The organism is Streptomyces sp. NBC_01446 (genome assembly GCF_026340095.1).
In the GTDB taxonomy this organism is placed as follows: Bacteria; Actinomycetota; Actinomycetes; order Streptomycetales; family Streptomycetaceae; genus Streptomyces; species Streptomyces aureus.
Window position 1 is genome coordinate 145,193 of sequence record NZ_JAPEPO010000002.1, and the last position, 24,813, is coordinate 170,005.

General features: G+C 68.9%; 25 protein-coding genes and 1 pseudogene. 14 read left to right on the forward strand and 12 right to left on the reverse strand.

Going from position 1 to position 24,813, the window contains the following annotated elements; translation table 11 throughout:
• Nucleotides 1-34 precede the first annotated feature (34 nt).
• The 6 genes from OG456_RS38035 to OG456_RS38060 all read right to left on the reverse strand — a co-directional run bounded on the left by OG456_RS38035 (nt 35) and on the right by OG456_RS38060 (nt 8,303).
• Nucleotides 35-2,668, reverse strand: a complete 2,634-nt coding sequence (locus OG456_RS38035) for a glycosyl hydrolase (protein WP_266569685.1) — start codon at nt 2,666-2,668, stop codon at nt 35-37.
• Nucleotides 2,669-2,940: 272 nt separating this feature from the next.
• On the reverse strand, nt 2,941-3,465 hold the full coding sequence (locus OG456_RS38040) for a hypothetical protein (protein ID WP_266569686.1): 525 nt from the start codon (nt 3,463-3,465) through the stop codon (nt 2,941-2,943).
• Nucleotides 3,466-3,837: 372 nt separating this feature from the next.
• Nucleotides 3,838-4,440 carry a transposase gene (locus OG456_RS38045; protein WP_323136450.1) on the reverse strand — a complete coding sequence of 201 codons (603 nt, stop codon included), beginning with the start codon at nt 4,438-4,440 and terminating at the stop codon, nt 3,838-3,840.
• 104 nt (nt 4,441-4,544) lie between these two features.
• Nucleotides 4,545-6,386 (reverse strand): glycoside hydrolase family 15 protein, encoded by a 1,842-nt coding sequence (locus OG456_RS38050; RefSeq protein ID WP_266569687.1) that lies wholly within the window; start codon nt 6,384-6,386, stop codon nt 4,545-4,547.
• A 73-nt stretch (nt 6,387-6,459) separates the two neighbouring features.
• The gene (locus tag OG456_RS38055; RefSeq protein WP_266569688.1) at nt 6,460-7,029 is read right to left on the reverse strand and encodes a hypothetical protein; all 570 of its coding nucleotides are present in this window, start codon (nt 7,027-7,029) and stop codon (nt 6,460-6,462) included.
• A complete protein-coding gene (locus OG456_RS38060; RefSeq protein WP_266570723.1) occupies nt 7,026-8,303 on the reverse strand; it encodes a molybdopterin-dependent oxidoreductase in 1,278 nt (425 codons plus the stop codon). Before OG456_RS38060 ends, OG456_RS38055 begins: the two co-directional genes overlap by 4 nt.
• Before the next feature lie 602 nt (nt 8,304-8,905).
• Here OG456_RS38060 and OG456_RS38065 point away from each other — a divergent pair.
• From OG456_RS38065 to OG456_RS38080, 4 genes are all read left to right on the forward strand, one after another.
• Complete coding sequence (locus tag OG456_RS38065) at nt 8,906-9,238, forward strand: hypothetical protein (RefSeq protein WP_266569689.1); 333 nt, start codon at nt 8,906-8,908, stop codon at nt 9,236-9,238.
• 38 nt (nt 9,239-9,276) lie between these two features.
• Nucleotides 9,277-9,441 carry a hypothetical protein gene (locus OG456_RS38070; protein WP_266569690.1) on the forward strand — a complete coding sequence of 55 codons (165 nt, stop codon included), beginning with the start codon at nt 9,277-9,279 and terminating at the stop codon, nt 9,439-9,441.
• Nucleotides 9,442-9,620: 179 nt separating this feature from the next.
• Nucleotides 9,621-9,917 (forward strand): DUF1778 domain-containing protein, encoded by a 297-nt coding sequence (locus OG456_RS38075; protein ID WP_266569691.1) that lies wholly within the window; start codon nt 9,621-9,623, stop codon nt 9,915-9,917.
• The gene (locus tag OG456_RS38080) at nt 9,914-10,300 is read left to right on the forward strand and encodes a fic family toxin-antitoxin system, toxin component (protein ID WP_266569692.1); all 387 of its coding nucleotides are present in this window, start codon (nt 9,914-9,916) and stop codon (nt 10,298-10,300) included. Before OG456_RS38075 ends, OG456_RS38080 begins: the two co-directional genes overlap by 4 nt.
• A gap of 76 nt (nt 10,301-10,376) precedes the next feature.
• Here the strand turns inward: OG456_RS38080 and OG456_RS38085 are convergent, their stop codons facing one another.
• The gene (locus OG456_RS38085) at nt 10,377-11,552 is read right to left on the reverse strand and encodes an MFS transporter (RefSeq protein ID WP_266569693.1); all 1,176 of its coding nucleotides are present in this window, start codon (nt 11,550-11,552) and stop codon (nt 10,377-10,379) included.
• A gap of 95 nt (nt 11,553-11,647) precedes the next feature.
• On the opposite strand from OG456_RS38085, the gene OG456_RS38090 reads away from it, so the two are divergent.
• Nucleotides 11,648-12,205: a TetR/AcrR family transcriptional regulator gene (locus OG456_RS38090; RefSeq protein WP_266569694.1), complete on the forward strand. Its 558-nt coding sequence runs from the start codon at nt 11,648-11,650 to the stop codon at nt 12,203-12,205.
• Here the strand turns inward: OG456_RS38090 and OG456_RS50585 are convergent.
• A pseudogene (locus OG456_RS50585) lies at nt 12,202-12,469 on the reverse strand (IS630 family transposase); the annotation flags it as partial. The gene OG456_RS38090 and the pseudogene OG456_RS50585 sit on opposite strands and share 4 nt — an antisense overlap.
• A 585-nt stretch (nt 12,470-13,054) precedes the next feature.
• Nucleotides 13,055-13,237 carry a hypothetical protein gene (locus OG456_RS38100; RefSeq protein WP_266569696.1) on the reverse strand — a complete coding sequence of 61 codons (183 nt, stop codon included), beginning with the start codon at nt 13,235-13,237 and terminating at the stop codon, nt 13,055-13,057.
• 70 nt (nt 13,238-13,307) lie between these two features.
• Between OG456_RS38100 and OG456_RS38105 the strand changes: the two genes are divergently transcribed.
• The 5 genes from OG456_RS38105 (at nt 13,308) to OG456_RS38125 (ending at nt 17,821) form a co-directional block, all read left to right on the forward strand.
• Nucleotides 13,308-14,114, forward strand: coding sequence for a hypothetical protein (locus OG456_RS38105; RefSeq protein WP_266569697.1), 807 nt, complete (start codon nt 13,308-13,310; stop codon nt 14,112-14,114).
• Between the two features lie 33 nt (nt 14,115-14,147).
• On the forward strand, nt 14,148-14,765 hold the full coding sequence (locus tag OG456_RS38110) for an IS607 family transposase (protein ID WP_266557006.1): 618 nt from the start codon (nt 14,148-14,150) through the stop codon (nt 14,763-14,765).
• On the forward strand, nt 14,762-16,738 hold the full coding sequence (locus OG456_RS38115; protein WP_266569698.1) for a zinc ribbon domain-containing protein: 1,977 nt from the start codon (nt 14,762-14,764) through the stop codon (nt 16,736-16,738). Before OG456_RS38110 ends, OG456_RS38115 begins: the two co-directional genes overlap by 4 nt.
• Nucleotides 16,674-17,246 (forward strand): calcium-binding protein, encoded by a 573-nt coding sequence (locus OG456_RS38120; protein WP_266569699.1) that lies wholly within the window; start codon nt 16,674-16,676, stop codon nt 17,244-17,246. Before OG456_RS38115 ends, OG456_RS38120 begins: the two co-directional genes overlap by 65 nt.
• Nucleotides 17,247-17,548: 302 nt before the next feature.
• Nucleotides 17,549-17,821 (forward strand): hypothetical protein, encoded by a 273-nt coding sequence (locus OG456_RS38125; RefSeq protein WP_266569700.1) that lies wholly within the window; start codon nt 17,549-17,551, stop codon nt 17,819-17,821.
• Between the two features lie 17 nt (nt 17,822-17,838).
• Here OG456_RS38125 and OG456_RS38130 read toward each other — a convergent pair whose 3' ends face one another.
• Both OG456_RS38130 and OG456_RS38135 read right to left on the reverse strand, forming a co-directional pair.
• A complete protein-coding gene (locus tag OG456_RS38130) occupies nt 17,839-18,090 on the reverse strand; it encodes a hypothetical protein (RefSeq protein WP_266569701.1) in 252 nt (83 codons plus the stop codon).
• Between the two features lie 364 nt (nt 18,091-18,454).
• A complete protein-coding gene (locus OG456_RS38135) occupies nt 18,455-19,366 on the reverse strand; it encodes a LysR family transcriptional regulator (protein WP_266569702.1) in 912 nt (303 codons plus the stop codon).
• A gap of 92 nt (nt 19,367-19,458) precedes the next feature.
• Here OG456_RS38135 and OG456_RS38140 point away from each other — a divergent pair, with 92 nt between their 5' ends.
• From OG456_RS38140 to OG456_RS38150, 3 genes are all read left to right on the forward strand, one after another.
• Nucleotides 19,459-19,926 carry a hypothetical protein gene (locus OG456_RS38140; RefSeq protein WP_266569703.1) on the forward strand — a complete coding sequence of 156 codons (468 nt, stop codon included), beginning with the start codon at nt 19,459-19,461 and terminating at the stop codon, nt 19,924-19,926.
• On the forward strand, nt 19,919-21,553 hold the full coding sequence (locus OG456_RS38145) for a multicopper oxidase family protein (RefSeq protein ID WP_266569704.1): 1,635 nt from the start codon (nt 19,919-19,921) through the stop codon (nt 21,551-21,553). The genes OG456_RS38140 and OG456_RS38145 overlap by 8 nt, the downstream gene beginning before the upstream one ends.
• Nucleotides 21,554-21,856: 303 nt before the next feature.
• Nucleotides 21,857-22,699, forward strand: coding sequence for a DUF6461 domain-containing protein (locus OG456_RS38150; protein WP_266569705.1), 843 nt, complete (start codon nt 21,857-21,859; stop codon nt 22,697-22,699).
• Nucleotides 22,700-22,773: 74 nt separating this feature from the next.
• Here OG456_RS38150 and OG456_RS38155 read toward each other — a convergent pair.
• A protein-coding gene (locus OG456_RS38155; RefSeq protein WP_266569706.1) for an IS5 family transposase occupies nt 22,774-23,585 on the reverse strand; the annotation gives its coding sequence in 2 pieces (ribosomal slippage) (nt 22,774-23,265 and nt 23,268-23,585; 810 coding nt in all).
• A gap of 356 nt (nt 23,586-23,941) precedes the next feature.
• Here OG456_RS38155 and OG456_RS38160 point away from each other — a divergent pair.
• Nucleotides 23,942-24,811 carry a PhzF family phenazine biosynthesis protein gene (locus OG456_RS38160; RefSeq protein WP_266569707.1) on the forward strand — a complete coding sequence of 290 codons (870 nt, stop codon included), beginning with the start codon at nt 23,942-23,944 and terminating at the stop codon, nt 24,809-24,811.
• Nucleotides 24,812-24,813: the final 2 nt, after the last annotated feature.

The window sequence follows — 24,813 nt, forward strand, 5'->3', positions numbered from 1 at the left end:
CTCGACCGGACGAGCGGTGATCACCGGTTGCTGGTCATTGCAGTTCGCGCACCGGCATGGTGTAGATGCCGCGCCCGTGGGTGGCCGCGTACAGCTTGTTGTCGGGGCCGATCTTGAGCTGGAGCACGGCCACCGCCGGCAGTGAGCCGACCCGTTCCCACTTGGCGGTGTGCGGGCCGCGGTAGACGACTCCCAGGTCGGTCGCGACCGCGAGCCCGCCGCCCGGCAGGACGACCGCGGAGTCGGCCGGTACGTCCGGGAAGTTGCCGGAGACGTCCCTCCAGGTGGTGCCGCCGTCCTTGGTCTCGAAGACATGGCCGACTCCCGCGCCGGGGCCTTCGGTCCACTGCCGGGAGAAGCCGCTGACCGTGACGTAGACGTGATCGGCGTTCTGCGGGTCGATGGCGAAGCCGCTCAGATAGCGGTTGGGTACCTTGCCCTCCACCGGCAGGCTGATCTGGTGCCAGCCGGTGCCGTCCGCGTTGCCGACCGCGATGCCGCGGGTGAAGCCCTGGTTGTTGCAGGGGCCGCACCACGCCGCGTACACCTTGCCGCCCGAGGACGCGACCGCGGTGGCGGTGTGGCCCTCGCCGAGGTCGAACGCGTTCGTCCACTCGGTGCTGCTGCGGATGGCGTATCCGTGGGTCTGCACCCACACATGCCGGCCGCCCGCGACCCAGGTCGAGCTGTCCTTCGCGTCCGCCGACATGGGAGCGACGAAGCGGGCCTCGCCGGTCGCGTTGTCTGGCGGGGCGACGGAGTACGAGGTGGCCTTGGACGGGTCGCTCTCCCAGGAGCCATCGTTGACGGCGCAGTCCTGGGTGACCTGGATCTGCAGGTAGACGTATGCCTGCGCTATGTTGCAGCCGTTGGCGGTGTCGGTGATCGTGTCGGTACCGTCACCGCCGAAGTTGGAGCCCATCACCTTGTCGTTGCTGCGCAGTTCCGACTGGCCGTTGTCCTGCAGTCCGCCGGTGACCGAGACGCCGCCGTGGTCGAGGTCCTTGCCGATGCCCACCGAGAAGTACTGCAGGGTGTCGATGGTGCCGTCGTTCAGTGAGGTCCAGTCGGTAGCGTGGCCGTCCGCGTCCTGGGAGCCGTGGACGGGGCGCTTGTACGCGCCGCCGTCGTTGCCGACGTAGACGTACGGCTTCCCGTGGTAACGGCCGATCGCGATGCCGTGCTGGTCGGAGTGCGTGGTCGGGTTGCAGTCACCGGTCTGCTTGCTCGGATCGATGTTCCAGCAGGGGAAGTTGAAGTTCCAGTACGGGCCGACGGTAGACCACTGGGTACCGCCGTTCTGGCTCTCGTAGACCTCCTCGAGACCCGCGTACACGTGGTCGGCGTTCGCCGGGTCCACGGACAGGAACTGGTTGTACCAGGCCTGCACGCCGGGCATGTAGCCCGCGGTGGTGAGCGCCGAGCCGGAGGCCGCGAGCTGATGGTAGTCGGCAGTCTTCGTCCAAGGGCCGAACGGTGAGCCGGACTTGGAGACGTAGATGCCCTCCAGCGAGCTGTCCGGATTGTTCGCGAGCTGCTTCGGCGACTGGTCGATCGCGTAGTAACGAGAGCCGTCGCCGGACGCGGCGAAGGTGACCTCGCCTACGGTGGCCGAGTCCGACGGCAGGTCGCCCAGGCCGGTCGTCACCCTCTGCCAGCTGCCGTTGTGCTGAGCGAAGAAGCCGTTGTATTCGTCACCGCTGCGCCAGCCGACCGCGAGTAGGACCTTGGAGGGGTCCTTGGGGTCGACGGCGATGTCGTTGGTGATGTTCTTGTACGGGGCGTCGGGGTCGTTGGCCTTGGAGTGGCCCGGCAGGTAGTCCGGGTTCGGGGCGTACTCCAGCTTCCAGGAACCGGACAGGCGCATCGTGGAGTGACTCCACACACCTTCGCTGGTGGCCGCCCACACCTTGCCGGCGCCGAACCGCAGCTGATGGATGGTGGTGCTCTCCAGCTCGTCGCCGCCGACCCGGCTGCGCGTCGAGTACGAACCGTGGTGCGGGCTAGACAGCACGTAGACGCCGCTGCCGAGATAGGCGTCCGCGTTGGTGGTCGCCTCGCCAGTGCCGAGCCACAGCCGGCCAGCCGTGTCCAGGGTAAGGGCGCCGGTGGCCTGCGTCGGGAGCTTGTCGCTGATGGGCGTCCAGTGGCCGCCGCCGGTACTCGAGCGCCAGACGCCGCCTCCCGCGCTGCCAGCGTACGCATAGCCATCATTGTCGGCGGCCATCGCGGCCATCCGGCCGGTGACCATACCGGAGCCACCGCTTGAGTTGGAGTCATAGTCGCGGTAACGCGAATCGTCGGAGTTGTACGGCAGATCAGTGATGTTCTTCCACCTGCTACCGGCGCGGCGCAGGCCGTCCAAGCTGCTCCACGCAGCCCCGTACGCGCCTGGCGCGACCACGCCCGGGGAGGTACGCGCCTCGGCAAACTGGTCCGCGCCCTCGGCGATCTCATCGGACTCGTTACCGTCGTCGTCATCCGACAGGCTGGCGGTCAAGTGGGCATGAGCCGACTCGCGCTGATGAGCGAGCCGGTCCATCGTGCGGACGCCGAACGGGTTCGGCGTGCCACCGGACACTGCGCCTGCCGGTACGGCGACGAGTGCGGCGCATGCAGTGATGGCACAGATCGTGAACCATCGTCTCTTACGGGCAGATGATGCCACCGTGTTCCCTCCCGAACGGTCCTGTCTAGCCGATCGGGATAGACCTGATCACGGTCACTGGCGCAAGTCCGGTCCCGCGTACGAGATTTGGCCAAATATTTGTCAGGCCCCTGCCACAACACAGCCAGAGACGGTCACCGCGCCCGAAGGCCGCTTGCGCGCGCCACATCCACCCGGCTCGTACCCGCATAAGAGGCTGGCGGCCTGGAGGATGACCATGAAAGGCCACCCCTGGCGGGGGTGGCCTCGCTGGTCGGCAGTGCCGGGTCCGGTCAGCCGATTCCGGTGACCTGCAGCGCTGTTGTCCAGTTGTTCTTGATGGCGCTGCGTGCGGCGGAGAGGGTGATCGTGCCGTTGCACACCGCGTTCTTCAGCTTGGTCTCGGTGCCGTCCTTGGTGTGTGCGGTCTGCCCGCCCGAGTACGGCTCCGGCCACAGGTTCTTCGGGTCGCGCGGGGCGCCGCCGAGCTCGAGCGGCACCAGGTGGTCCTCCTCGTAAGACGTCATGGCGGTGTCGGCGTACCCGTAGTCGATGATCCCCTGGGCTTTCAAGGGGTTGGTGTAGGAGGTGGGCGGGCGGACCGTCGCGGTCCACCCCGAGACGCAGATCGTGGAGCCGATCGTCGACTGCGTGACATCCGGGTTGTAAGCACCCGGCGTGCACGACGGGTCGGACAGCGGCAGATAGGACTGCGAGCAGGTGGATGCGTGGGCTGCTGTACCAGTGGCCAGGATCAGGCCGGCGGCGGTCATCCCGACGGCAGTAAAAGTGGCGGTGAGGCGGCGCATCGGTCGCATGAGGGGGGCTCCCGCAAGTGTTGGCCCGGGGCGGAGTTCCGGGCGCCTGACGGCATGACACCACCACCCGGGTCTATGCGGGTAGACCCAAACGGTGAACAATCCGTGGCTGACTCACCGCAACTGCGGCGTGTGCGGCGGCAGTTGTGTGACCGACCAAGATTGAGGAGCGCGCCGCCCGGCTGTCCGTGCAGTACGTGGCGAGGGCCGCCTGCACGATCAGCTCGTCCAGGCCGGGCTCGCGGCGCCGGCCGCGCAGGACCAGTGCGAGATGTCGGCGCGCTTCAGCAGGTGGCGGCGGTGGAACCGGCCGCCGCCGTTCATCACGAACACCATCGCGGTGACGTCGATGGTTATAGTAGACCGTCGTAGCTAATTTTTGGGATAAAGGTGACGTAGTTTGGTGCGTGCGTCGTGGGTGGTGAACTGCCAGTTCACTTGGCGTTGGTCGGTGTTGGTGGCGTTCTGCCAGGCTGTGAGTTCGGTGTTGAGGATGTCGAGGTCGTTGATCCGGCGGTCGAGGCATTGGCGGGTCAGCGCGGAGAGTTCGATCTCGGCGATGTTGAGCCATGACCCGTGTTTGGGCGTGTGGTGGATCTCGAGGCGTTGGGCCAGCGCGAAGGCCTCTTCTGGTTCGAAGGCCTCGTACAGTGAGGCGATGGTGTGGGTGTTGAGGTTGTCCATCACCAGCACCACGGCCTCGGCGTCGGGGTAATCCACGCTCAGCAGCTGTTTGATCTGGCCGGCCCAGTCGATCCGGGTCCGCTGGGACAGTGCCTGAACTCGACGCCACCCGCGCAGGGGTTCGACCCACACGAAGATTGAGCACGTGCCGCAGCGGATGTACTCACTGTCCTGGCAGGTGTCGTGGCCAGGGCGGGCCGGGAGCGGGGCGCGGGCATGGTCGAGGAGCTGGTAGGGCTTCTCGAAACAACCCAGAACTAAGCAACGACACTCTACTAGGGCCTTTCTTATGGATCTAGGTGCTGACGAGGTTGGGGCGCGCTAGGGACAGCTAGCCGACAAATCATCCGCCCAGGTGAAGGCATTGATCGTCGATCTTGGGCCGTACGAGAGGCTCACTGGTGCGGGGCGAGGCCATCGGGGCGGGCGTTTTCGGCTTGGTGGATAGCGCGTGCCGCGTTGATGAGGCCGATGTGGCTGAACGCCTGTGGGTAGTTGCCCAGAGCTTCTCCTGTGGCGGAGTCCACTTCCTCGGCGAGGAGACCGACGTCGTTGGCGCAGGCGAGTGCGGTTTCGAATACGTCACGGGCGCGTGTGGGTTCGCCGGTCAGCGCGAGGGCCTGGGCGAGCCAGAAGGTGCACAGCAGGAACGCGCCCTCGTCGGAGGCGAAGTCGTCGCCCAGGTAGCGGCGTACCTGTCCTCGTGCGTCCGTCAGCCGGGTCGCGATCGCGGTCACGGTGGACCGGATGCGGGGGTCGTCGCCGGGCAGGAAGCCGACGAGCGGCAGCATGAGGGCTGAGGCGTCGAGTTCGTCTGATCCGAATGATTGGGTGAAAGCCTCCAGCCGTGGGTTCCACCCGTGGGTTTCGATGGCGCTGCGGATCGCCTGACGGGTCTCGCGCCAGGAGGTGACATGCCCGGCGGTTGCCCCGAGGGCTGGTGCGAGGTCGATGGCGCGGTCGAGCGCGACCCAGCACATGAGCTTGGAGTGGAGGAAGTGGCGGCTGGGGCCTCGTACTTCCCAGATGCCCTGGTCGGGTTCGTTCCAGCGGCGGGCGGCGGTCTCGGCCGCCTGGAGGAGGAACGTGCGGACGGGCCGTTCGAACCATTGGTCGCGTGGGTGGGTCCGGTGGGCGGCGTCGAGCAGCTCGCCGTAGACGTCGAGCTGACGCTGGCGCCACGCGTTGTTGCCGGTGCGGACCGGTGTGCTGCCGCGCCAGCCCGAGAGGTGGGTGAGGGTGCGCTCGCTGAGGTCCCTTTCACCGCCGATACCGAACATGACCTGGAGGTCGATGCCGCAGTCGAGCTGGGTCGCCGCGGCCTGGGCGAGGAATCCGAAGTAGGCGGCTTCCTCCTTCTCGCAGGCCGAGGTGGACAGGGCCTGGAGGGTGAAGCTGGCGTCACGTACCCAGGTGTAGCGGTAGTCCCAGTTGCGGTCAGCCCCGACGCTCTCGGGCAGGGACGTGGTGGCCGCTGCGACGATGGCCCCGGTGGGAGTGAAGGTCAATGCCTGCAGCACACGTCCGCTGTGGCTGACCTCATCCTGCCACGGGCCGCGGTAGCCCTGGTGGATCTGTGTCCACGAGCGCCACCCCTTGATCGTGTCGTTCAGTCGGCGACGGATGCGCCTGCCTGGCCAGGATTCCGGTGCTGCCTCGCCCCCCACGGCGATGGACGACAGGGCGAAGTCGAGCCGCTGGCCGGCCTGTAGCTCCGTCGCGCCGTGTGCGGTCGAGCCATCGAACCGCAGAGGCAGCGGTGCCGACAGGATGAGGCGTTGACTGCCCCCGCTCGCGCTGAGCCCGCCCCGCACAGCAGACAGCACCGGGTGGATGAGGCCGTATTCGGGCCGCGGCGCGAAGGTGGTCTCCACGGCCACCGAGCCGCTGGTGCAGGTGATCTGACGCAATACGACACCGGGTGAGGACTTTCCGAGTGCGTGGCCGCGTACGCGGTGCCCCATCACCAGGGCGTCGAGGAGCACGGCCGTGCCGGAGGGCGTCCGGAAGGTGGTCTCCAGGACCAGCGTTCCCGGAACGTAGCGGCGGACGGCCTCACTCGGCGCGCAGGGGCGGATCGACCAGTGCCCCGCCTGCTCGTCGAGCAGGCGGCCGAAGACGGCAGGACTGTCGAATCGGGGAAGGCAGAGCCAGTCCAGTGAGCCTTCGGTGGAGACCAGGCCCGCCGAACGGCAGTCCGACAACAGGGCGTAGTCGCCGATCGGTCGCGTAGTCACAGCCGCCCGATCCGCCTGCCACGCCGGGCCGGGGCCGAAGTCCTCCGAACGGCCACGGGCTCCTCACCGCCCCTCACGGCGAGGGCTCGGGGTCCGGTCCGCTCTTGTCCGGCTTACGCAGATCTACGCGCGGGCGGGGCGCGGGCGGGGGCTGCTGCCGAGAGCGGGACCGACGCATGCGGATCAGCAGGGCCACGGCGGAAAGGGCGAAGAAGATGGCGGTGATGAGCAGCCAGCGCCCGAGGAACACGTCGGCGGAGAGCGTGGTGTATAGAGTGAAGCGGTGGCTGACCCGCCCCAGGATCAGCGGAAAGTACGTCAGGAGCAGCACGCCGGAGAGGAAGACCGGAACCCTGATGTAGTTGATCCATCCCTGGCTCGGCTGGGTGGTTTCGGCTCCGTCGGTGCCGACAGGTTCCCGACGTTCACCGAGGACGGTCTGGGCTGCACGATCGGTCACCGTGTAAAGGGGAAGCAGCACCAGGTCGTGCAGGAGCGCGGCGCCGACGAACCAAATGACGATTCTCCAGGGCTCCCCACCGCTCAGCAGCCGCACGCCGGCGTAGCCGGTCAGGGCGAACGAGCAGAGCACCAGCAGCAGATGCAGCGGCGAGGCCCCGTAGACAGTGCGGAAGCGGTTCACGCGTTCTCCCCGAAGGTCAGCTGCGTGACCCACTTGGTGTTGTGGACACCCGGGTTGGCCGGGACGATGATTCGCGCGGGGTAGCCGTGGTCCGGGGACAGATCGGCCCCGTTGACCCGCAGCGCCAGCAAGGAGCGCGGGTCGCTGACCTGGTTGTCACGCAACGTCGTCGAACGGAACGACCCCGCCCGCTGGGCGGACTGGACGAACACACCCGGCGCCGCTCCCGTGAATCCGACCAGGGTCGCCAGGTCCGCGAGGCGTACCCCGCTCCACTCCTGGTCCTCGGTGGACCACCCCTCCACGCAGGCGATCGGCAACGCGGCCCGGTGCTGCGGCAGCGCCAGAACCTGATCACGAGTGAAGATCCTCTCCCGACCGGGTCCCCGGACGGCGAGACGCCAGGCCGGCCCCACATCTCGCGCCCTGATGCCCACACCGGCAGCGGTTTTGTTGATCTGGAATCCGTTGGGGCCCGGCCCGGGATCCTGCCCGCGCGGCGCGAGTAGCGCGGTGGGTCGCATCCATCCCCCGATGCTCTGTCCCGCTGTCACGCCGAGCAGGACGAGGGAGCCTGCCCCCACCATGCCCAGCGCGCCTCGGCGCGAGATGGTCGGGGCGGCAGGGCGTGAGGTGACCAGGTCCGTGGGGTCGGACGGATCCCTTTGCGCGGCTCTGGATGGCCTACGCAGTTCCTCGCGAAGAGCGCCGCTGCGCAGCATCCGGACCATGAGCGGGATGCGGAAGGCAACGTGGACGACGAAGGCACCGATGAAGATCCAGGCACCGTAGAAGTGCAGGGGGTAGAACGAGCCGGGGAAGATGTAATCCAACTGGATGTTGAGCACGCCGGTCGCGAACTCGAAGAGCACGCCGCCCACGAGCAGCAGCACCGAGATCCGTTCGAGTGCGTGGCTGGCCGACTTGACCGGGGGCCATGAGAACAGCTTGGGGATCACCGACCACAGCTTCGCCAGCAGTACCGGGATCAGGACGATGCCGAGCGTGACGTGGACGCCTTGGGTGAGCCGGTACAGCCAATAGGGGTGCGTGGGCCAGGAGAACAGATAGAAGCCAAGCCAGCCCCGGTCCGGGGTCTTGTCGTTAGCGCCGAGATCCGGGTTGTACGCGGCGTACGAGAGCAGTCCCGTCACGAACATCAGGACGATGCCCGCCAGCAGTACCGCCCCGAGCACGGACGTCAGCCAGGGCCCGCGCAGCGGACTGCGCCAGAAGCCCCGGCGGGTCGGACCCACTGGCGGCCCGTCCCGCAGAAGGTCTGAGAGCGCAGGCTTGCGTTTTGCTGGCTGCTTCAGCGGCGAACTGCTCGGGTCGGAAGCCGGCTGGGTACCGACCGGGTGAGTGACTTTTGATGGCGCCGGACGGGCTGTGCCGGGTTGGTCGGAGGCGTCGAGCGGTTCGGCCCTATGGTGCGGCTCGGATGCTCCGTCGTCACGAGGTTCCCCGTCACCCGCCTGCCTGTCGTCCATGACACCTCTCCCAAATCGGCCATTTAGCAATATAACGACAAGAATAGGAACATAATTTTCGCCGCTTCGAGGGCGCGGAAGCAGTTTTGGTGAGTTTGCGTTCGTCACGTGCTTCCAGTCGGCGCACTCCGTCCCCGGCCAGCAGCCCATCAGCACCGGTGGGCGTACAAGCAGGAGGGGATCCGGTGCTCCCTGGCCGCCGGCGCAAGTCCGGCGATCGCTCCAGCCCTCGCCTCTGGGAATGACCGCCTGGCGCCCAGCAGCGGGCCGCTGCCGCCGAACAGCGCAGGCTGGCCGCCGAGGACCGCAGGCTGGCTGCTGAGCAACAGGGGCGGGACCAGCGGGCGGAGCAGGAACGGCTGACGGCCTTCTTCGAGCACGCGGGCATGGACGCCGCACTGTGGCCCGTGTTAATGCACATGGTCCGCTCCACCTCCGGCAAAGCCGTCGAGTGCGGGGCTCAGAGCCCCGCCCACGGCAACGGACTGCTCCTCTACAGCCGGCCGCACAAAGAGAGCGCGTTTCAACTGGCCGGTGTGGTGTGCCCTGCTCCCTCAGCGCTCACCCGGTGGCCTGCTGACCTGACGATCCTCGTCCCCGGCCAGGCCTGGCTCTCCCGTATCAAGACGGCACCCCATACCTCGCTGAAAGTCGCCGGCTTGAACCCGGTCACCAAGCGCTGCACCTACGAGCGTGTCGGTCCCGGGCCGCGACGTTGACATGAAACACGTCGGGTTCCGGCTTGTGAAGGATGGTCATGACGGCGAACGCATCACGTCCGGGCGTCCGGGCCGGCGTCCTCCTGGACGACCTTGCCGACGGAGAGCGGGGCCTCCTACAAGCCACCGCCGCCCTCGCCGACGAACTCCTGCAGACCTACGGCTGTCCCGAGACCGGACTCATCACCCGCGCCGGGACGTGAACCCTGCCGGCTTCTCACAGCGCACTTCCGGGGCGGTCGCCCAGTAGGTACAGCGGCGCAGTCTCCTGGACCTTCCGGGAACGGGACGCGTCACCTGTCATAGCCAGGATTCATGCGTCCATCAGGACGGGAGTTCCCTGTGATGGCGTCCGGATGGTACCGCTGGTACCGTGGGTACCATGTCGGATCCCAAAGCGATGAATCTACGCTTCCCCGACCCCGCGCAGCGGGCGGCCATCGCGGCGGCCGCCAAGCAGGCGGGGGTCAGCATGCAGGAGTACATCGTCTCGGCAGCCTACGACCGGGCGACCGCGGTGGAGCAGCGGTTCCTGGAGGGCTTCAAGGCGTCCATGGCCCGCAGCGGCGCAGCTTTCGCAGCCGAGCCCAGCGGCATCGACGTCAGCGCGGAGCAGCGGGCGATCGAGCAGGAGGCGCTGCGGGAGCTTGAGCAGCAGGAGCGGGGCCACGCCGCGTGAGCGAGCAGGAACCTCTCCACCCCCTCAATGTCACGTTCCTGCTGCACGCCGCCGAGCTACTTGACGGTGATCCGCAGGTCGACGACTACGGGCCGCTGTATGCGGCCGTCGCCCGGGTCAACGCCCGGGCGATGGAGCGGGACATCTACGGATCGCTGTACCTCAAGGCCGCCACCCTGCTGCACACCCTGGCGAAGCTGCCGTGCCTGGAACACTCGAACGAGGCCTTCGCCTGGCACGCGACCGAGGCCTACCTGGCCCTCAACGCACACGCCCTCGACTACCCACCCAAGGCAGCCGTTGCGCTGGTACGCGACACGGCCGTGGGAGCGCTCGGCGTCGCCCGGATCGCCCGGCAACTGCGCGACTGGACTGCCACCTGACCCTCGGTCGCCCGGCGGGGCATCGAGGTGAAAGCCCGCGCGTACGCGGTGTCCTGGCCGCAGGCCCTCGCCTTCATCACCGTGACCGCCGGGGAATCAGCGCCGTGAGCGCGAGCACGATCAGCACGACGCCGTAGCCGGTCGCGGTGGTCAGCAGGCCGACGCTGGTCGCGATGACGCCCGCCGCGACGGCCGGGATGCAGAACGCGAGGTAGCTGAGCACGTAGAACGCGGCGACGAGCTTGCCGCGTTCGGTGGCCGGTGCGAGCGGGAAGACGGTGCGGGTAACGCCCTGAAAGCTCGCACCGAAGCCAGTCCCGGCGATCACCGTGCCCACGAACAGCAGCGCCTGCGACCCGGTGTGGGTGGCCGCGATGGTCACCGCGACCCCGATCGCCAGCGCGGCGGCGCCGAAGCGCATCACCCGGCTGGCCGCGACCGTGCGCAGCAGCCAGATCGTCGCCGCACCCGCCCCGGCCAGTGTGAACACCAGCAACCCGCCGAGCAGGATCGAGTCCGAGCCGGTGACCACACGGACCAGGCTCGGGCCGAGCGAGAGGTAGAAGCCGCCCAGCGCCCACGCCGCGATGTCCAGCAGCGCGATGGCGGCGAACGCGGACCCCGCCGCGGCCGGGACGCCGACCTTCGGCCGGATCGCCTGCCGCGCGCCGGGCATCATCGGCGAGGTCTCGCTCCCCACGATCGTGCCGATCGCCTCGAGGGCGAGCAACACGATCAGCACCAGGTACACGGCCTGGCGCGGCCACGGCAGGAACTGGACGAGCGCCGCGGAACCAAGTCCGCCGACGGCGAGACCCGCCACCGGAGCAATGCTGTTCACGATCGGCCCGTGTGGTCGCTCCGCATCCAGGATCGCGGCGGCCAGCGCACCAGTTGCCGCGCCGGTCGCAATGCCCTGCACCATGCGCGCCGCGATCAGCAACGGAACGCCGTCCGCGGCGGTGAACACCAGCATGGCCACCGCGTCGAGCGCGATGGCGCCGAGGATGACCGGGCGGCGTCCCACGTGGTCGGACAGCGACCCGACGGTCAGCAGCGCCAGCAACAGGCACACCGCGTAGACACCGAAGATCACCGTCAGCATGCCCGAGGAGAACACCCAGCGCGCCTGGTAGACGCGGTAGAGCGGGGTCGGCGCGCTGGACGCCGCGAGGAACGTCAGCATGGTCGCCGCGGGCAGGACGGTGGCCAGCCCGGACGACATGCGCCGGGTGGCCGGAGCCATCAGCATGGAGTACCCCCACATCACTTAAAGCAAAGACTGCCGCTTTAGCTGACGGTACACGGAGCGGAGCTTAAAGCAAAGACTTCTGCAATAATGGTCGTATGTCGACCACACCAGCCCGGCGCCCGGGCGGGCGCAGCGCGAAGGTCCGGGACGCCGTCTACACCGCCGTCGGCCAGCTCATGGGCGAGGGCAAGGCGGACCGCATCACCATCCCCCTGCTGGCCAACCGGGCAGGCGTCAACCCGACCAGCATCTACCGCCGCTGGGGCGACCTGGACACGCTGCTGGAGGAGGTCGCTGTCGCCGCGCTCACCAAGGACGGCGACGACCTGCCCGACACCGGGTCACTGCGCGGTGACCTGTCGGCATGGGCCCGGATCGTGATCGACGACATCACCCAACCCCGCCGGACCCGTTACCTGCGCGCCATGACGTCCGCCCGGGACGAGGTGCTCACCTGCCCGTGCTGGGAGCAGCGCCGCACGCAGGCCAAAGTAATGCTGGACCGGGCAAGGGCGCGCGGGGAGCAGGCGCCGACCGAGCAGCAGGTCCTCGATCACGTGATCGCACCGATGTATCACCACGTGGTCTTCGGCCTGGCCGCCGACCGGGACTACGCGGACCAACTGGTCCACGACGTGATCACGATGGCCTAGCCAGAAGCCAAGACAGGTGGCCTGCCGCCCCAGCGCAGGCCCTTCTCGCTGCGGACGTTCACATTCCCTGCGCTGGGCCCCAAGAACATCGGAATGACGAGCATCCGCGTTCCGCTGGCGCAGGCAGACGTGCAGGACACGGATCTGCGCGGTGTGGTTGCGGTGGCTGGAGTCGGCGAGGGTGAACTGCCGCAACAGCCCGAAGCGCGCCGCAGCGGCTGTCGCTCCTTACGGCCAAAACGCCAGAACGCGGGCCCGGCCGGCCCGTGCTCACGCAGCAGTTCCAGCGTGGTCGCCACGATCGGGATGCAGCCGTCGTAGGAGTGGAAGCCGCCCTCGCGATGCCACCGGCCCTGCCAGTGGTGGACGGTGAGCTCGGCGACCCTCTCCATCTGGCTCTTCGCGGAGCGCGTGCCGACCTGGTGGAAGACGAGCAGGACCGGCGGGTGCACCCGCTCGTACCCTTCCCAGGCGGGTGCGGACCAGCGGGTGCGCCACATCGGTTTCTCGATGCCGTCGGTGTCCTTCTCCTTCCGCTTAAAGAACCGGGCGTACTTGTCGAACTTCGCGGCGATGAGGACGGCTTCCTCGGTGCAGTTGTCGACCTCGATGAGCAGCAGCGGCATCTCGTCGTCCGGAGCAATCACGACGACATCGGCGCGGGCGCTACCGATCGCGGGGTTCTTCCAGGTGCCCTTCACCGGGAGCGCGACCTCGGTGGCGTAGGAGGTGATGCTGCCGATCCCCTTGGGGGCGTCGACGGCGGCCTGCGCGGCGGCGACCGCTTCGGCCGGCTCCCCCGCGACCAGATCGAGGTCGGGCTTCGGGCGGATCAGCGCGATAACCGTCTCATTCACCGTCATGGGGGTGAGAGGCACCGGAACGGCCCGCGCTCTTGGGCATGCCGCCCACCTCCTCCGGCTCGCGGTCCAGGTCGATCGCGGCGGCGGCCAGCCCGTCCTTGGTGAGCAGACGGACCTCTTCACCGCCCCGGGTCCGGCCGCCGTCGACGGCCAGGCCATGCCTGCGCACGTCGTTCGCCGCACCACGGTGGGAGGCGGTGCGGGCTTCCTTCCCCCGGGGCCGCAGTCTTCTTCAGGGTGTGCCGGTAGGTCAGGTGTGGCGAGGCCAGCCGCTGTATCTGGTCGGCGGGCGCGACCTTGAGCACCCCCAGCACGCACAGCACATCGCCGCGCAGCCCGTTCGACGATCCCGCCTCATTCGCCTTGCGCTTGCCCGCCATCACGCCCGCCCTCCCATCGATCGCGTCCGGCCCCCGTCCGGGCGCCGGCCCCCGGCCGCAGAGGAAACCGGCCCCCCGAACCCGAGGATCTCCTCCACCGGCGTCACCCAACTGACCGTCACCGCCACCGGCGCCGCGGGCCAGAACGGGACCAACGGCGGCGCAGGCGGCAACGGCGCCACCGTCACCGGCACCGTCCCCGCCACCCCGGGCAACACCCTGTACGTGAACGTCAACACCGGCGGCGGAGGCGGCGGTGCTGTCCTCCCGGGCGGCACCGGCGGCGGTTCCAGCGACGTCCGCACCTGCAGCTCGGCCAACGTCAGCTGTGTCCTGACTGGCGTCCCCGGCACCGCCCCCCGCCTCATCGTCGCGGGCGGTGGCGGAGGCGGCGGCAGAGGTGCGTTTCTCAATCCTGAGTTCACCGGCGGAGACGCCGGAGACACCGGCCAGCCCGGCGGCGACAGACCGCTAGGCGCCGTCGGCGGTGGCGGAGGTACTCAGACCGCCGGCGGCACCGGCGGAGCCACCTGCCCGCTGAGCCCAACCACCGCCGGCACCGACGGTGCGGCCGGCACCGGCGGCACCGGCGGGGAGGGCTTCGGGGGAGGCGGCGGAGGCGGCGGCTGGTTCGGTGGAGGCGGCGGAGGAGGCTCACTAATTTGATTAAAAATCCTCAGTGATCGTAGAGTGGTTTTCATGGAGCTTCTTCGACTCTCAAAGGCCGCTAAGCGTCTTGGAGTTCACCCCGTGACGCTTCGTCTTTGGGCTGACTCGGGGAAGATTCCTGTGACTTGGGTTGGCCGTGAGCGTAGGTTCTCCTCGACCGACGTCGAGGCGATGAAGGTCTCGACCGGCGGAGAGCGTGTTCGCCTGGAGGGCCTGTATGTGCGTGTCTCCGGCTCCAGTGGACAAGAATCTTCGTTGGAAGCCCAGGAGAGCGAGCTGCGGGCCACTTCCGCTGGCCAGATCGTGAAGGTTTTCCGTGACAGGGCCTCGGGCCTGCGGGAGGACCGTCCCGGCCTCAACCGGTTGCTGCGAGCCGTCGCTGACGGATCGGTGACGGTCGTGCGTGTCACTCATGAGGATCGGCTTGCACGGTTTGGTGTCGGATGGCTCAAGCATCTGCTCGGTGTGCATGGCGCCACCCTCGATGTGCTGCATCCGAAGAAGCTCGGCGGCCGGGATGAACTCCTCGAAGACTTCGTGTCGCTGGTCACCACGTTCGCCGGGCGTCTGTACGGGATGCGGTCGGCTGAGAACCGGCGTCGCCTGCTGGCCGAGTCCGGCCAGTGCAAAGCCGGTGATAGCCAATGAGCCGGAAGGTGCCGCTCGCCGACGGTGAGACCTCCCGCACCGCGTGTGCCCGCGCCCTTGTGCGCGCAGGCGTGGACGAGAAGACCGGCGAACTGCTGTCCCAGTCCGTGCTGGCCGAACGCATCGGCTGGTGTGCCGACTTGGCGGCGGGCCTGGTCTCCACGCTGCTCGGCGAGCACTGGAACGCCACCGATGTTGATGTTCTCGCTTCTGGTGAGGACGCTGGGGGCCGGAAGCTGCCGTCGAACGCGTGGATGGCTTCGCGACGTCTCGGCTGGACCGTCGCTCCGGCCGAGGGCGTGAAGGTCAACGACCGGATCGTACGCATGGCCCAGGAGCAGGCCGGGCGCACTCTGCGCTCGGCGAAGTGGCGCGCTGACCTGACCGCCGGGGTGATCGCGACCTGGCCGGACGACCCGCAAAAGCGCACTCCAGCAGAGTGGGACGCCGTACGCGATGCCGTGCCAGGCGGCCGGCACTTGCCGTCCAGCATCATCAAGGGCCGTACCCGGCAGATCACCAAGTACTGGCAGGCCAACGGTCGTTTACCAGTTGATGTGTTCGAGGCCGAAGGCGCGCCCGGGGCGGCGCGGATGCTGTTGCTGTCGGCGTGCGATGGGCAGCAGGCCGTCGTCTCACGCGGCGAGAGCGATCCGCAGCGGGCTCTGCTGCGGATGCAGCTGCCCACCCGACCCGATCCGCAGGCGTATGCGGACTGGACGTGGGTGGAGTGCACCATGTCGCTGCCCCCGACGGTGCCCGCCTGGGCGGTGTTGCACCTTCCCACCCTGCGCATCGCGGGCGGGAAGGTACGTGCTGATGCGGCCTACACCCACGCCGTGCCCAAGGCTCGGCGCACCGGGCACACGGTCGCGCTCGGCGTGGACTGGGGCCTGAACACCCTCCTGTCCGCTGGTACGGCCCGTGTCCACGACGATGGGCGTATCACCGCCCTCGGGCATGGCGCCCAGTTCCGGACCGCCGGAGTGCTGGCCAAGCAGCACCGGCTCCGTCGTCTGTCCGAGCACCTGCACACCAAGGCCGACCACTATCAGCGGCTCATAGGCGAGAACGAACAGCACCCGCTGGCCGACAGGCACCAGGCGCTGCGCGACGAGATCCGCTTCGTGTCCGCACGCCGCTCGAACCTGAACGACGCCCTGGCGTGGGCTGCCGCACGGTGGACCGTCGACCAGGCCACCGCCGCCGGGGCGAGCGTGATCTACGTTGAAGACCTGCGCTCGATGGAAGCCAAGGGCATGGGCCGCACCATGAACACGCGCCTCTCCCAAGCCGTCCGCGGGCAGATCGCCGACCACATGCGGCACCTTGCCGCGGAGGCCGGCATCGCCGTGGTCACTGTCCCAGCCCGCAACACGTCCAGACACTGCCCGCGGTGCCTCACCCCACTCAGGCACCGCAAAGCCCCCGACCGGCCCACCACTGCGGGCTGGAAGTGGGCCATCTGCCCCAGCCAGTCCTGTGGCTGGCAGGGAGACCGCGACCAGGGCGCCTGGCGCCGCATCGCAGCACACGGCCTGGTCCACCAGTCCAAGACTGTCATCGACAAATCCAGCGGAACCATGGCGATCCGCACGGTAGTCGACAAGCTCGAAACCAAAGCAGTGGTCACCCCGACCACCGAGTCCAGCCGGAAAGACCGGTCGAAGAGCGGACCCACCCGGCGCCACACCTCACGCCCCGCGCCCAGGCGACGCAGGGCACCCTCCCCAGCAGCCCGCCCGTGCGGTCCTGCTGGCAAGCGTCCGGAGGGACACGCACCAACGGACCGGACTCGGCTGCTCCGAGCGGCCCACCGGCACCAGGACGTGACGACGACCAGCACACCCACCACTGGCCACCGGCCGAGAGGGGCAGCACTGGGCGCGGGATTCCATCTCCACGCCCATGCCACCCCACCACGATGGGAAGCGATCCCGGAAACTCAATCCGACTCAGGATCGCTTAGCTGATCAGAGACGCTGCAACGGCATTGGCAACAATGGCACGCAAGGCCCCGGCGGTGGCGGCGGTGGGTCGAACCTCGTCCCGTCAGGAGCTACCTCCGGACCTGCAGCGGGAGCGGCCGAGGTCACCATCACCTACGACCCGGCGCCCCCCACCTGCGCGACCGCCACGGCCACCATCACTGGCACCAACCGCAACGACGTCCTGACCGGCACCCCCGGCGACGACGTGATCTTCGCTCTCGCCGGGAACGACGTGGTCGACGGCCGCGGCGGCAACGACCTGATCTGCAGTGGTGACGGCAACGACTCCCTCACCGGCGGTGACGGCAACGATCGCGTCGAGGGCGCCAACGGCAACGATGCCCTGTCCGGCGGCGTCGGCAACGACGCCAACGATGGCGGACCCGGCAACGACGCTCTCAACGGCGGTTCCGGCACCAACACCAACGACGGTGGAACCGGCCACAACAGCTGCACCAACCCCACCACCGGACCCGGCTGCAACACCTGATCAACGATCACCAGAAGCGGGCCTCGTGCGTCCCTCGCCGCAACGGCGACCGACGCACGGGGCCCGCTTCAACGCTCCGCGACACAGCTCCCGAACGCCCAGGGGCAGCCCTGCCACCTACGGAAAGAGGTTGAGACACACGCACACAGCACTGCTAGGACGGAGCCCAGCGCTGTTGAACTCGTGAACCTCTCCCCAGGCGGAGGCGGCCAAACGCCTCCCGAAGCGCTGTCCGTTCTCGTGGACGAAGCCAACCCCAGCTTCCTTTGCCTTCGACTCAAGGAAACAGTGAGGCGAGGGCGTTGCGTAGTTCGGAGAAGGACGTGCACGGGGTCACGACCGCCCAGGCCCATCGCGATCAGCGAGTCCGGGGCCGGCGCCTGGGCCTGCATGCCACGTTGGCGTTCTGTCTCGCGGCGTTCCTCGGCAGCGATCCCCTCACAACGGCGGAGCGTGAGTTCCGATCGTGGATCGGCAGCTACAGCGCCGTGCCGAGCGCCCGCATCGCACTGGCGGAGCAGGCCGCGGACTCCACATGGACCGAGTTGAAGGCTTGGCCAGACGGCGAGGCGTAGCGGCCCCCCCGCGCTCGTCAGGCCGCCGCAGTGTCAGGCTCGGGGTGACGTACCGCGCGCTTCAACGCCATCTCGACGTCGAACCGCGACTCCCCCGAGTCTTCCTGGAACCGGCCGATGGCCCGCTGGACGGCAAACGCCGTGGCCACCGTCAGCCGCCCCTCCTGGATCTCCGTCCAGGCAGCGCGTTCCAGTTCGATCAGATCGTCAGGGAGTTCGATAGCCACGTCGCATTTTAAGATGCCGGCGCCGGCGGTCCACTCGGCCACATCACGGCGTCGGGAAATTCTTCGGCATCGCCGAAGCCCTGACCATGCATGTCCCAGCCTCTCAACGTCCCAGCCGATTCCTTCCACCAGGGAAAACAGAGGGCCGATGTCCCAGCACCGCCGAGACAAACGGACCTATCGGTCATGCTGAGACGAGCGCGTCCCAACTGAGCTGGAGCGAGCACTCCCAGAAGCCTCCGCGCTTCCGCGGCGGACCTCTGGCGCGCATTGCGGTTGCCGCAGCCTGCCATCACGGGCGCACTCCTGGGGCAGGTCCGGTGTCGGGCTGCTGCTCGTGCTCCTGGCGGTGCTGGTCGGCCGGTTCGGCGGCCGCGGCCGAGGCCTGGGCCGGGCGGCCGGTGCGTCATCGCTGCTGCTGGTTGCCTGGCTGCTGGTTGCCGGTGGTGTTCCATGGCCAGGTGGTGAGGGTTGTGTGCATCAGCCGGGCGGCGGTCGAGAGTCGGCTGTCGGTGGCCCGGTGCAGGGTGAGGGTGCGGCGGCAGGCGGGGTCGTCGATGCCGATCCAGGCGCCCGGTGCGCTGATGTCGGCACCGCGGGCCATGGCCGGGATGAGGGTGAGGCCGATGCCGGCGCTGACGAGGCCGGCGAGGGCGGCCGGCTCGTCGCCCTCGCAGACGATACGCGGGGTCAGATCGTGGCCGGCGAAGAGCCGATCGAGCAGGCGGCGCTGCCAGTGGCCGCGCCGTGAGATGACAAACGGCTCCTCGCGCAGCTCCGCGACACTGACGGAGGCGCGGGATGCGAGCCGGTGGCCGGGCGGCGCGGCCAGCCAGACAGGCTCGTCGTGCAGGTGGACGCTGTCCAGTCCGTCGCTCAGGATCGGCTGGGAGGCGACGCACAGGTCGACCTCGCGTGCGCGCAGGGCGCGGTGCATGGCCGCGGCCGGCATCTGGTGGAGTTCGACGTCGACATCGGGGTGGGTGTTTTTGTAGGCGGCCAGAGGGCCAGTGATGGTCAGGAACGTCTCCGAGGCCAGCCGTACACCGCCGACGCCCTCGCGGGCCGCCTCCGCCGCAGCGCGGCGTCCCGCCGCCAGCTCCCCGAGGGAGCGCTCGACGTGATCTCGGAAGAGCCGCCCCGATTCGTTGAGCCGCAGGCGACCGGCCCGATCGAACAGCGGTGCGCCGACTTCGGACTCCAGCCTTGCGATGGTTCGGCTCAACGACGGCTGAGCGACACGCAGTTCCCCGGCCGCCCGACTGAGGTGCTCCAGCCGTGCGACCACAAGGAACTGCTCGAGCGCATGCAGATCCATCGTCACCTTCCCCTCTCATAGCACCGAAGGTATAGCAGGATAGCCATATTGATCTTTGACGTGATGCTGCAATGAGCATGACTGTGGAGGGCATGGCCACCACATATGAACGACCATCAACAACCCTGCGGCCCACGGGCACTGCCGGTCGGCTGCTCCGGGCGGCGGTGACAGCGCACACCGTTGCGGCATTCGGTCAGCCGGTCTTCGCGGGCGTCTACCTCACCGGCGAGATCGGCGGCCTCGACTGGCACGCCCGCGGCGCCGACATCGTGTTCTCCTTGGGGCTGCTGCAAGCCGTCGCCGGCGCCGCGGCCTCGGCGCGGATGCGCAGCGTGTGGCCGATAGCCGTGTCGGTGCTGATCGTGGCGGCCGAGGCGGGGCAGTACATGGCAGGGTTGTCCGGCCTGTTGTGGGTGCATCTCCCCTTGGGCGTGATGATCATCGCCGCGCTGGCCGTGCTGTCCGCCGCGGTCTGGGTACGGCCGCTGCCGAACCGCGCCGTGGCGGACCGGGCCGCAGACGCGGGCGAGCCGTGGCGGGACGAGACCCATGTCTGAGCGACCTGGACCCGTCCGTCACAACGGCTGGAGCAGCACCGAGTGGAACCGCCGCCACGTACTCGGGCTCGGCGGCGCGCTGGGGCTCGCCACGGCGGGCGGGCTGACACTGTCGGGCGCGATGGCCCACCGTCCGGCGAGCACCGGCAACCAGCTGCGCAGCGCCGTTCCTCTGCCCAAGCCGTACACCGTGCCGCTGCCGATCCCGCCCGTCCTCAAACCGGTCGCCACCTCCGGGGGCGCCGACCGGTACGAGATCACCCAGCGCCAGGTGTCCGCGGAGATCCTGCCTGGGATCCGAACGGGGCTGTGGACGTACAACGGCAGCTTCCCCGGCCCGACCATCGAGTCCCGCCGCGGACGGCCGATCACCGTGGCGCACCGCAACGAGCTGCCCGTGCCGACCGTGGTGCATCTCCACGGCGGGCGCACTCCCGCCGCCTCCGACGGCTACCCCACCGACCTCGTCCTCCCGCACGGCTGGCCCGACCCCGCAGCGCACCACCACCAACACCCCACCGGCGCCCACACCATGCCCGACCCTCGCGCGGTCACCAGCCGGACCACGCGTGAATACACCTTCCCGATGGACCAGCGCGCGGCGATGCTCTGGTACCACGACCACCGCATGGACTTCACCGCCCCGGCGATCTGGCGCGGCCTGGCCGGGATGCACATCGTCCGCGACGACACCGAGGATGCCCTCGACCTGCCCCGCGGAGAACGCGAACTGCCGCTGATGATCGCCGACAGGTCGTTCGGCTCCGACGGCTCCCTCACCTACCCGTCCCTCGACCCCGCACTGCGCGACCGGCCCGGCGTGAGGGCGCCGTACGAGGCCGGCGTGCTCGGCGACGTGATCCTGGTCAACGGCGTACCGTGGCCGATCCACGAGGTCGACGCATCCCGATACCGGCTGCGGCTGCTCAACGCCTCCAACGCCCGCCACTACGAGCTCCAGGCCGTCACCGACGACGGACGCCGCCTGGACCTGGTGCAGATCGGCGCCGACCAGGGCCTGCTCGCCGCCCCCGTCACCCACGCCGCCCTGCCGATCGCACCGGCGGAACGCTACGACGTCACAGTCGACTTCGCGGGCCTGCCGGTCGGCAGCCGGGTGCGCCTGATCAACCGGCTCGGCACCGGACGCACCCGCGAGGTCATGGCCTTCCGCATCGCACGCCGCGTCCGGGAAGAAACCCACATCCCCGCACTGCTCGCCGTCGACCTTCCTTCCTGGCAGCGCTCCGAGGCAACCACGATCCGGGACTTCTCCTTCCGCGCCGGCCAGATGCAGCACGGCCGCGGCTGGGTCATCAGCGGACGAGCCTTCGACCCCTCACGCACCGACGTCCGCACCCGGCTCGGGGCCGTAGAGGTATGGCGGTTGGTCGCCGACGTCCACCACCCCGTCCACCTCCACCTGGTCGGATTCCGGGTGCTGGCCCGCGGCGGGCGCGCGCCCCTGCCGCACGATGCCGGACTGAAGGACACCATCTCGCTGCGGCCGGGGGAATCGGCGGAGATCATCACCCGCTTCGACGGCTACCGCGGCCGCTACCTGTTCCACTGCCACAACGCGGAACACGAGGACATGGGCATGATGGCCAACCTCGAGATCGTCTGACTGGCTGACCTCTATCCGCCCACGTGCTCGGCTCGCTTCGAACGGGGTCCCGGATCGGGTGAGTTGATCGGTGTTGTGACATGGAGGAAGGGCCTCTTGGTAGCCCGCGGATGTCGAGTCCAGCGAGAATCAAGAGGCCCTCGTATCGAAGTGTTTAAGGCGCCCCGAAGTTCTCGGACAGCGGTCCCCATAGAGCTCGTAACACGATCACCTTGCTGACATGGACTCGGCGGCGCGACAGCTCCAGCTGTAAGAACCGGCTCGCACCGGGCGTTGTCAGAGACATCAGGCACACTGCGCCGTATGAACTTGGTGACCGCGCACGACTACGCCTGGATCCGCACCTCGCCGCTCTTCCGCCACATGATGGCGAGCGGATACACCCTGACACTGATACGGGGGCGGACCCCGCGCGAGGTGCTGCGCGCGATGGAGGCGGAACCGCGCGGCACCGGGGAGGGAACGGCCGGGCTGATCGAGGCGGACGACGCTCACCGCGCCGAGGTGGATTACGACTACTGGGACGAGTCCTACGTGGCGGGCGCCTTCAGTACTCCGGGCGAGGCCGGCGACTGGACACTCGTCCTCGGCTTCGACAGTGGCCTGGGGATAGCGGCGCCGTGCGTGGAGACGCTGTCGAAAGGCGGCCGGGTCGTGGCGCACTCGACCAACGGCGGCAAGCCCATCCACCTCTTCCACTGGTTCGAGGACGGTGAGCTCCGTACGACGTTCGAGGGCCCCTCGTCGCGCGACGGCAACACTCCCGATGAACTGGTCCCCCTGCTGCGGGAAGTCGGCTTCCCTCTGACCTCCGAGGGAGAGCACGACGAGAGCGCCCCGGACGTCGACCGGAAGGCGGCGGTCCTCGCTCTGGCCGAGAGACTCACCGGCATACGCGTCACCGAATCCCTCCTCCAGGACGCTACGTACGCGCTGGGACTCGTCCCCGAACAGCCCGCCGAGGAGTGGACCGGCGTGGTCATCGACATCACCGATGCCCACGGGGAGCGCCCGCACAGGGAATGGACCTACCAGGAGATCGCGACGGCGTCGGACCGAGCACGGGCGGAGGCGAACGCGCCGGTGGTGATCACCTACAACGAGCCACCGGCCATGGATCGTTCGGAGCAGGAGACAGGTGAGTAGCGAGCGCGTGGAGGGTGCCCCGGCGTACTCGCCGCCCTCTACAAGGGAACTTGCCGCCACGGAGGCTTCTGCGATCATGGTCCGGCAGCCTTCTTGAGCCGTCGCCAGCAGATGAGGCCGCAGCCCAGGGAGACGAAGGCATTGTGGAGGTCGAGGCGTCGCTCCCACCGCACGGCCAGGCGCTTGAACTGGTGCAGCAAGGCGAAGGTCTGCTCGGCAACGAAGCGGAGCTCGCCCAGGCCCTTGATGTTCGGGGCCCCTCTGCGGGAGATCACCGGCAGGATCCGGCGGCGCCGAAGTTCACGGCGCACAGCGCATGAGTCGTACGCCTTGCCGCCCAGGACGGAGTCGGGTCGTCTTCGTGGGCGTCCGATCCGTCCGGCGAGGGGCGGGATGCCGTCGACCAGGTTGAGGGTTTGGGTGATGTCGTTGACGTTGGCGGCAGTTGTGATGACCTTGAGCGGGGTGCCGCGTCCGTCGCAGATCAGGTGATGTTTGCTGCCTGTCTTGCGCCGGTCGACCGGCGACGGACCGGTGTCGGCTCCCCCTTTTTCGCGCGGACGTGAGAGCCGTCGACGCACGCGCGCGTCCAGTCGAGTTCGCCGACCGCGTTGAGTTCGGCGAGCAAGATGCGGTGCAGCTGGTCGAAGACGCCGGCCTGCTGCCAACGATCCAGGCGTCGCCAGCAGGTCTGTCCGGAGCCGAACCCCAGCTCCAGAGGCAGCAGTTGCCAGGCTGTGTCGTTGTGGAGTACGTACAGGATGCCCTGCAGACACAGCCGGTCCGCCACTGGTTGCGGCCCCGGCGCCTTCTCGGGCCAGGGCGGCAGCAGCGGCTCGATCACCGCCCACAACTCGTCGTCCACGATCCACGGCCGAGTACTCACAACCTTCCGAACGGCCGAATCGTCACATCGGTCACGCCCGACCAGGACACTTCAACAAGATCGTGTTACGAGCTCCAAGGGAGAAGCCCCGTATTTCGCGGTCTTCGAAGGCGACTTCCCTGACGCCGCCGCCATCGCCGCGGCGCGGGCGTCGCCGCAAGGCCAGCGGATAGCCGCCGATGTCGCCAACTACGCCACCGGCGGTGCGGTCATCATCCACTATCCGGTGCAGGACGGCACCGGCTGAGGCAGGCCGGTACGCTCAGGGACGCGTTCGGTCGGCCGTTGCGGCCAGGTCCGGCTGTCGGAGGACGCCGTTCGCGGTTGCCGGTTCGTTGAGCGTCAAAGGTGGGCCGATGTCCTGGCCGGATGTCACGGTGGTTGATGCGTGCGTGCGGCGCGACGGCCGGGGCGGTAGCCCCACGGCCGTCACCGTCGGCGACCCGGCGGCGACGGACGCGGACCGGCGTGCGGTCGCTGCTGCGGCTGGCACCTCGCACGCGGCGTTCCTCGGCCCGGGGCGGACGCCGGACGGTGGCTTGCCGGTCCGGTTCTTCACCGCCACCGCAGAACTGTCCGGCTGCGGTCACGGCACCGTTGCCGCGCAGGCCGTCCGGTTGACCCGCACCGCGCTGGGCGAGCTGAACGACCGCCAACACACCGGCGGGCGCACGTTCGACACCGTCGCGATCCGCCGCCCCGCCGGCATCGAGGTGTGGTTCGACCAGGGCCTCGTCGCGCTGCGTCACCCGGCACCGGACGAGCGCGCCGCGATCGTCGCCGCGCTCGGGCTCACCGCGGACGATCCGCATCCGTCCGACGCGCCACGGATCGCCGCGCCCGGCGCACCACGCATGCTGGTACCGGTCCACGACCGGTCGGCGCTGCTCCGAGTCTGCCCACACCTCGGCAGGCTGACAGCGGCGTGCCAGCGGTACGGGCTCCTCGGCTGTTTCGTGTACGCACCGCCGGTGGGCGACCGACCGGGTGCGGCGCGGATGTTCGCGCCGGCGATCGGTGTCGACGAGGACGTCGCCAACGCCAACAGCACGGGCTGCCTGGCCGCCCACCTGCTCGACAGGACAGGGGCGCAGACGGTCGCGATCGACGTGGAGCAGGGCGACACCCTCGGTCGACCGGCCAGCGTGCTCGCTTCGGCCCGACGCGGGCCGGCGGGCATCACGACCCGGGTCGGCGGGTTAGCGGTGGTCCGCGACGGACACTGAGG

Coding starts and splice junctions, on each gene's coding strand:
- OG456_RS38040 (WP_266569686.1), bottom strand. CDS start 3,465: ATGCGACCGATGCGCCGCCTCACCGCCACTTTTACTGCCGTCGGGATG.
- OG456_RS38065 (WP_266569689.1), top strand. CDS start 8,906: ATGGACGCCGCACTGTGGCCCGTGTTAATGCACATGGTCCGCTCCACC.
- OG456_RS38070 (WP_266569690.1), top strand. CDS start 9,277: ATGACGGCGAACGCATCACGTCCGGGCGTCCGGGCCGGCGTCCTCCTG.
- OG456_RS38075 (WP_266569691.1), top strand. CDS start 9,621: ATGTCGGATCCCAAAGCGATGAATCTACGCTTCCCCGACCCCGCGCAG.
- OG456_RS38085 (WP_266569693.1), bottom strand. CDS start 11,552: ATGCTGATGGCTCCGGCCACCCGGCGCATGTCGTCCGGGCTGGCCACC.
- OG456_RS38090 (WP_266569694.1), top strand. CDS start 11,648: ATGTCGACCACACCAGCCCGGCGCCCGGGCGGGCGCAGCGCGAAGGTC.
- OG456_RS38110 (WP_266557006.1), top strand. CDS start 14,148: ATGGAGCTTCTTCGACTCTCAAAGGCCGCTAAGCGTCTTGGAGTTCAC.
- OG456_RS38115 (WP_266569698.1), top strand. CDS start 14,762: ATGAGCCGGAAGGTGCCGCTCGCCGACGGTGAGACCTCCCGCACCGCG.
- OG456_RS38120 (WP_266569699.1), top strand. CDS start 16,674: ATGCCACCCCACCACGATGGGAAGCGATCCCGGAAACTCAATCCGACT.
- OG456_RS38135 (WP_266569702.1), bottom strand. CDS start 19,366: ATGGATCTGCATGCGCTCGAGCAGTTCCTTGTGGTCGCACGGCTGGAG.
- OG456_RS38140 (WP_266569703.1), top strand. CDS start 19,459: ATGGCCACCACATATGAACGACCATCAACAACCCTGCGGCCCACGGGC.
- OG456_RS38145 (WP_266569704.1), top strand. CDS start 19,919: ATGTCTGAGCGACCTGGACCCGTCCGTCACAACGGCTGGAGCAGCACC.
- OG456_RS38150 (WP_266569705.1), top strand. CDS start 21,857: ATGAACTTGGTGACCGCGCACGACTACGCCTGGATCCGCACCTCGCCG.
- OG456_RS38160 (WP_266569707.1), top strand. CDS start 23,942: ATGTCCTGGCCGGATGTCACGGTGGTTGATGCGTGCGTGCGGCGCGAC.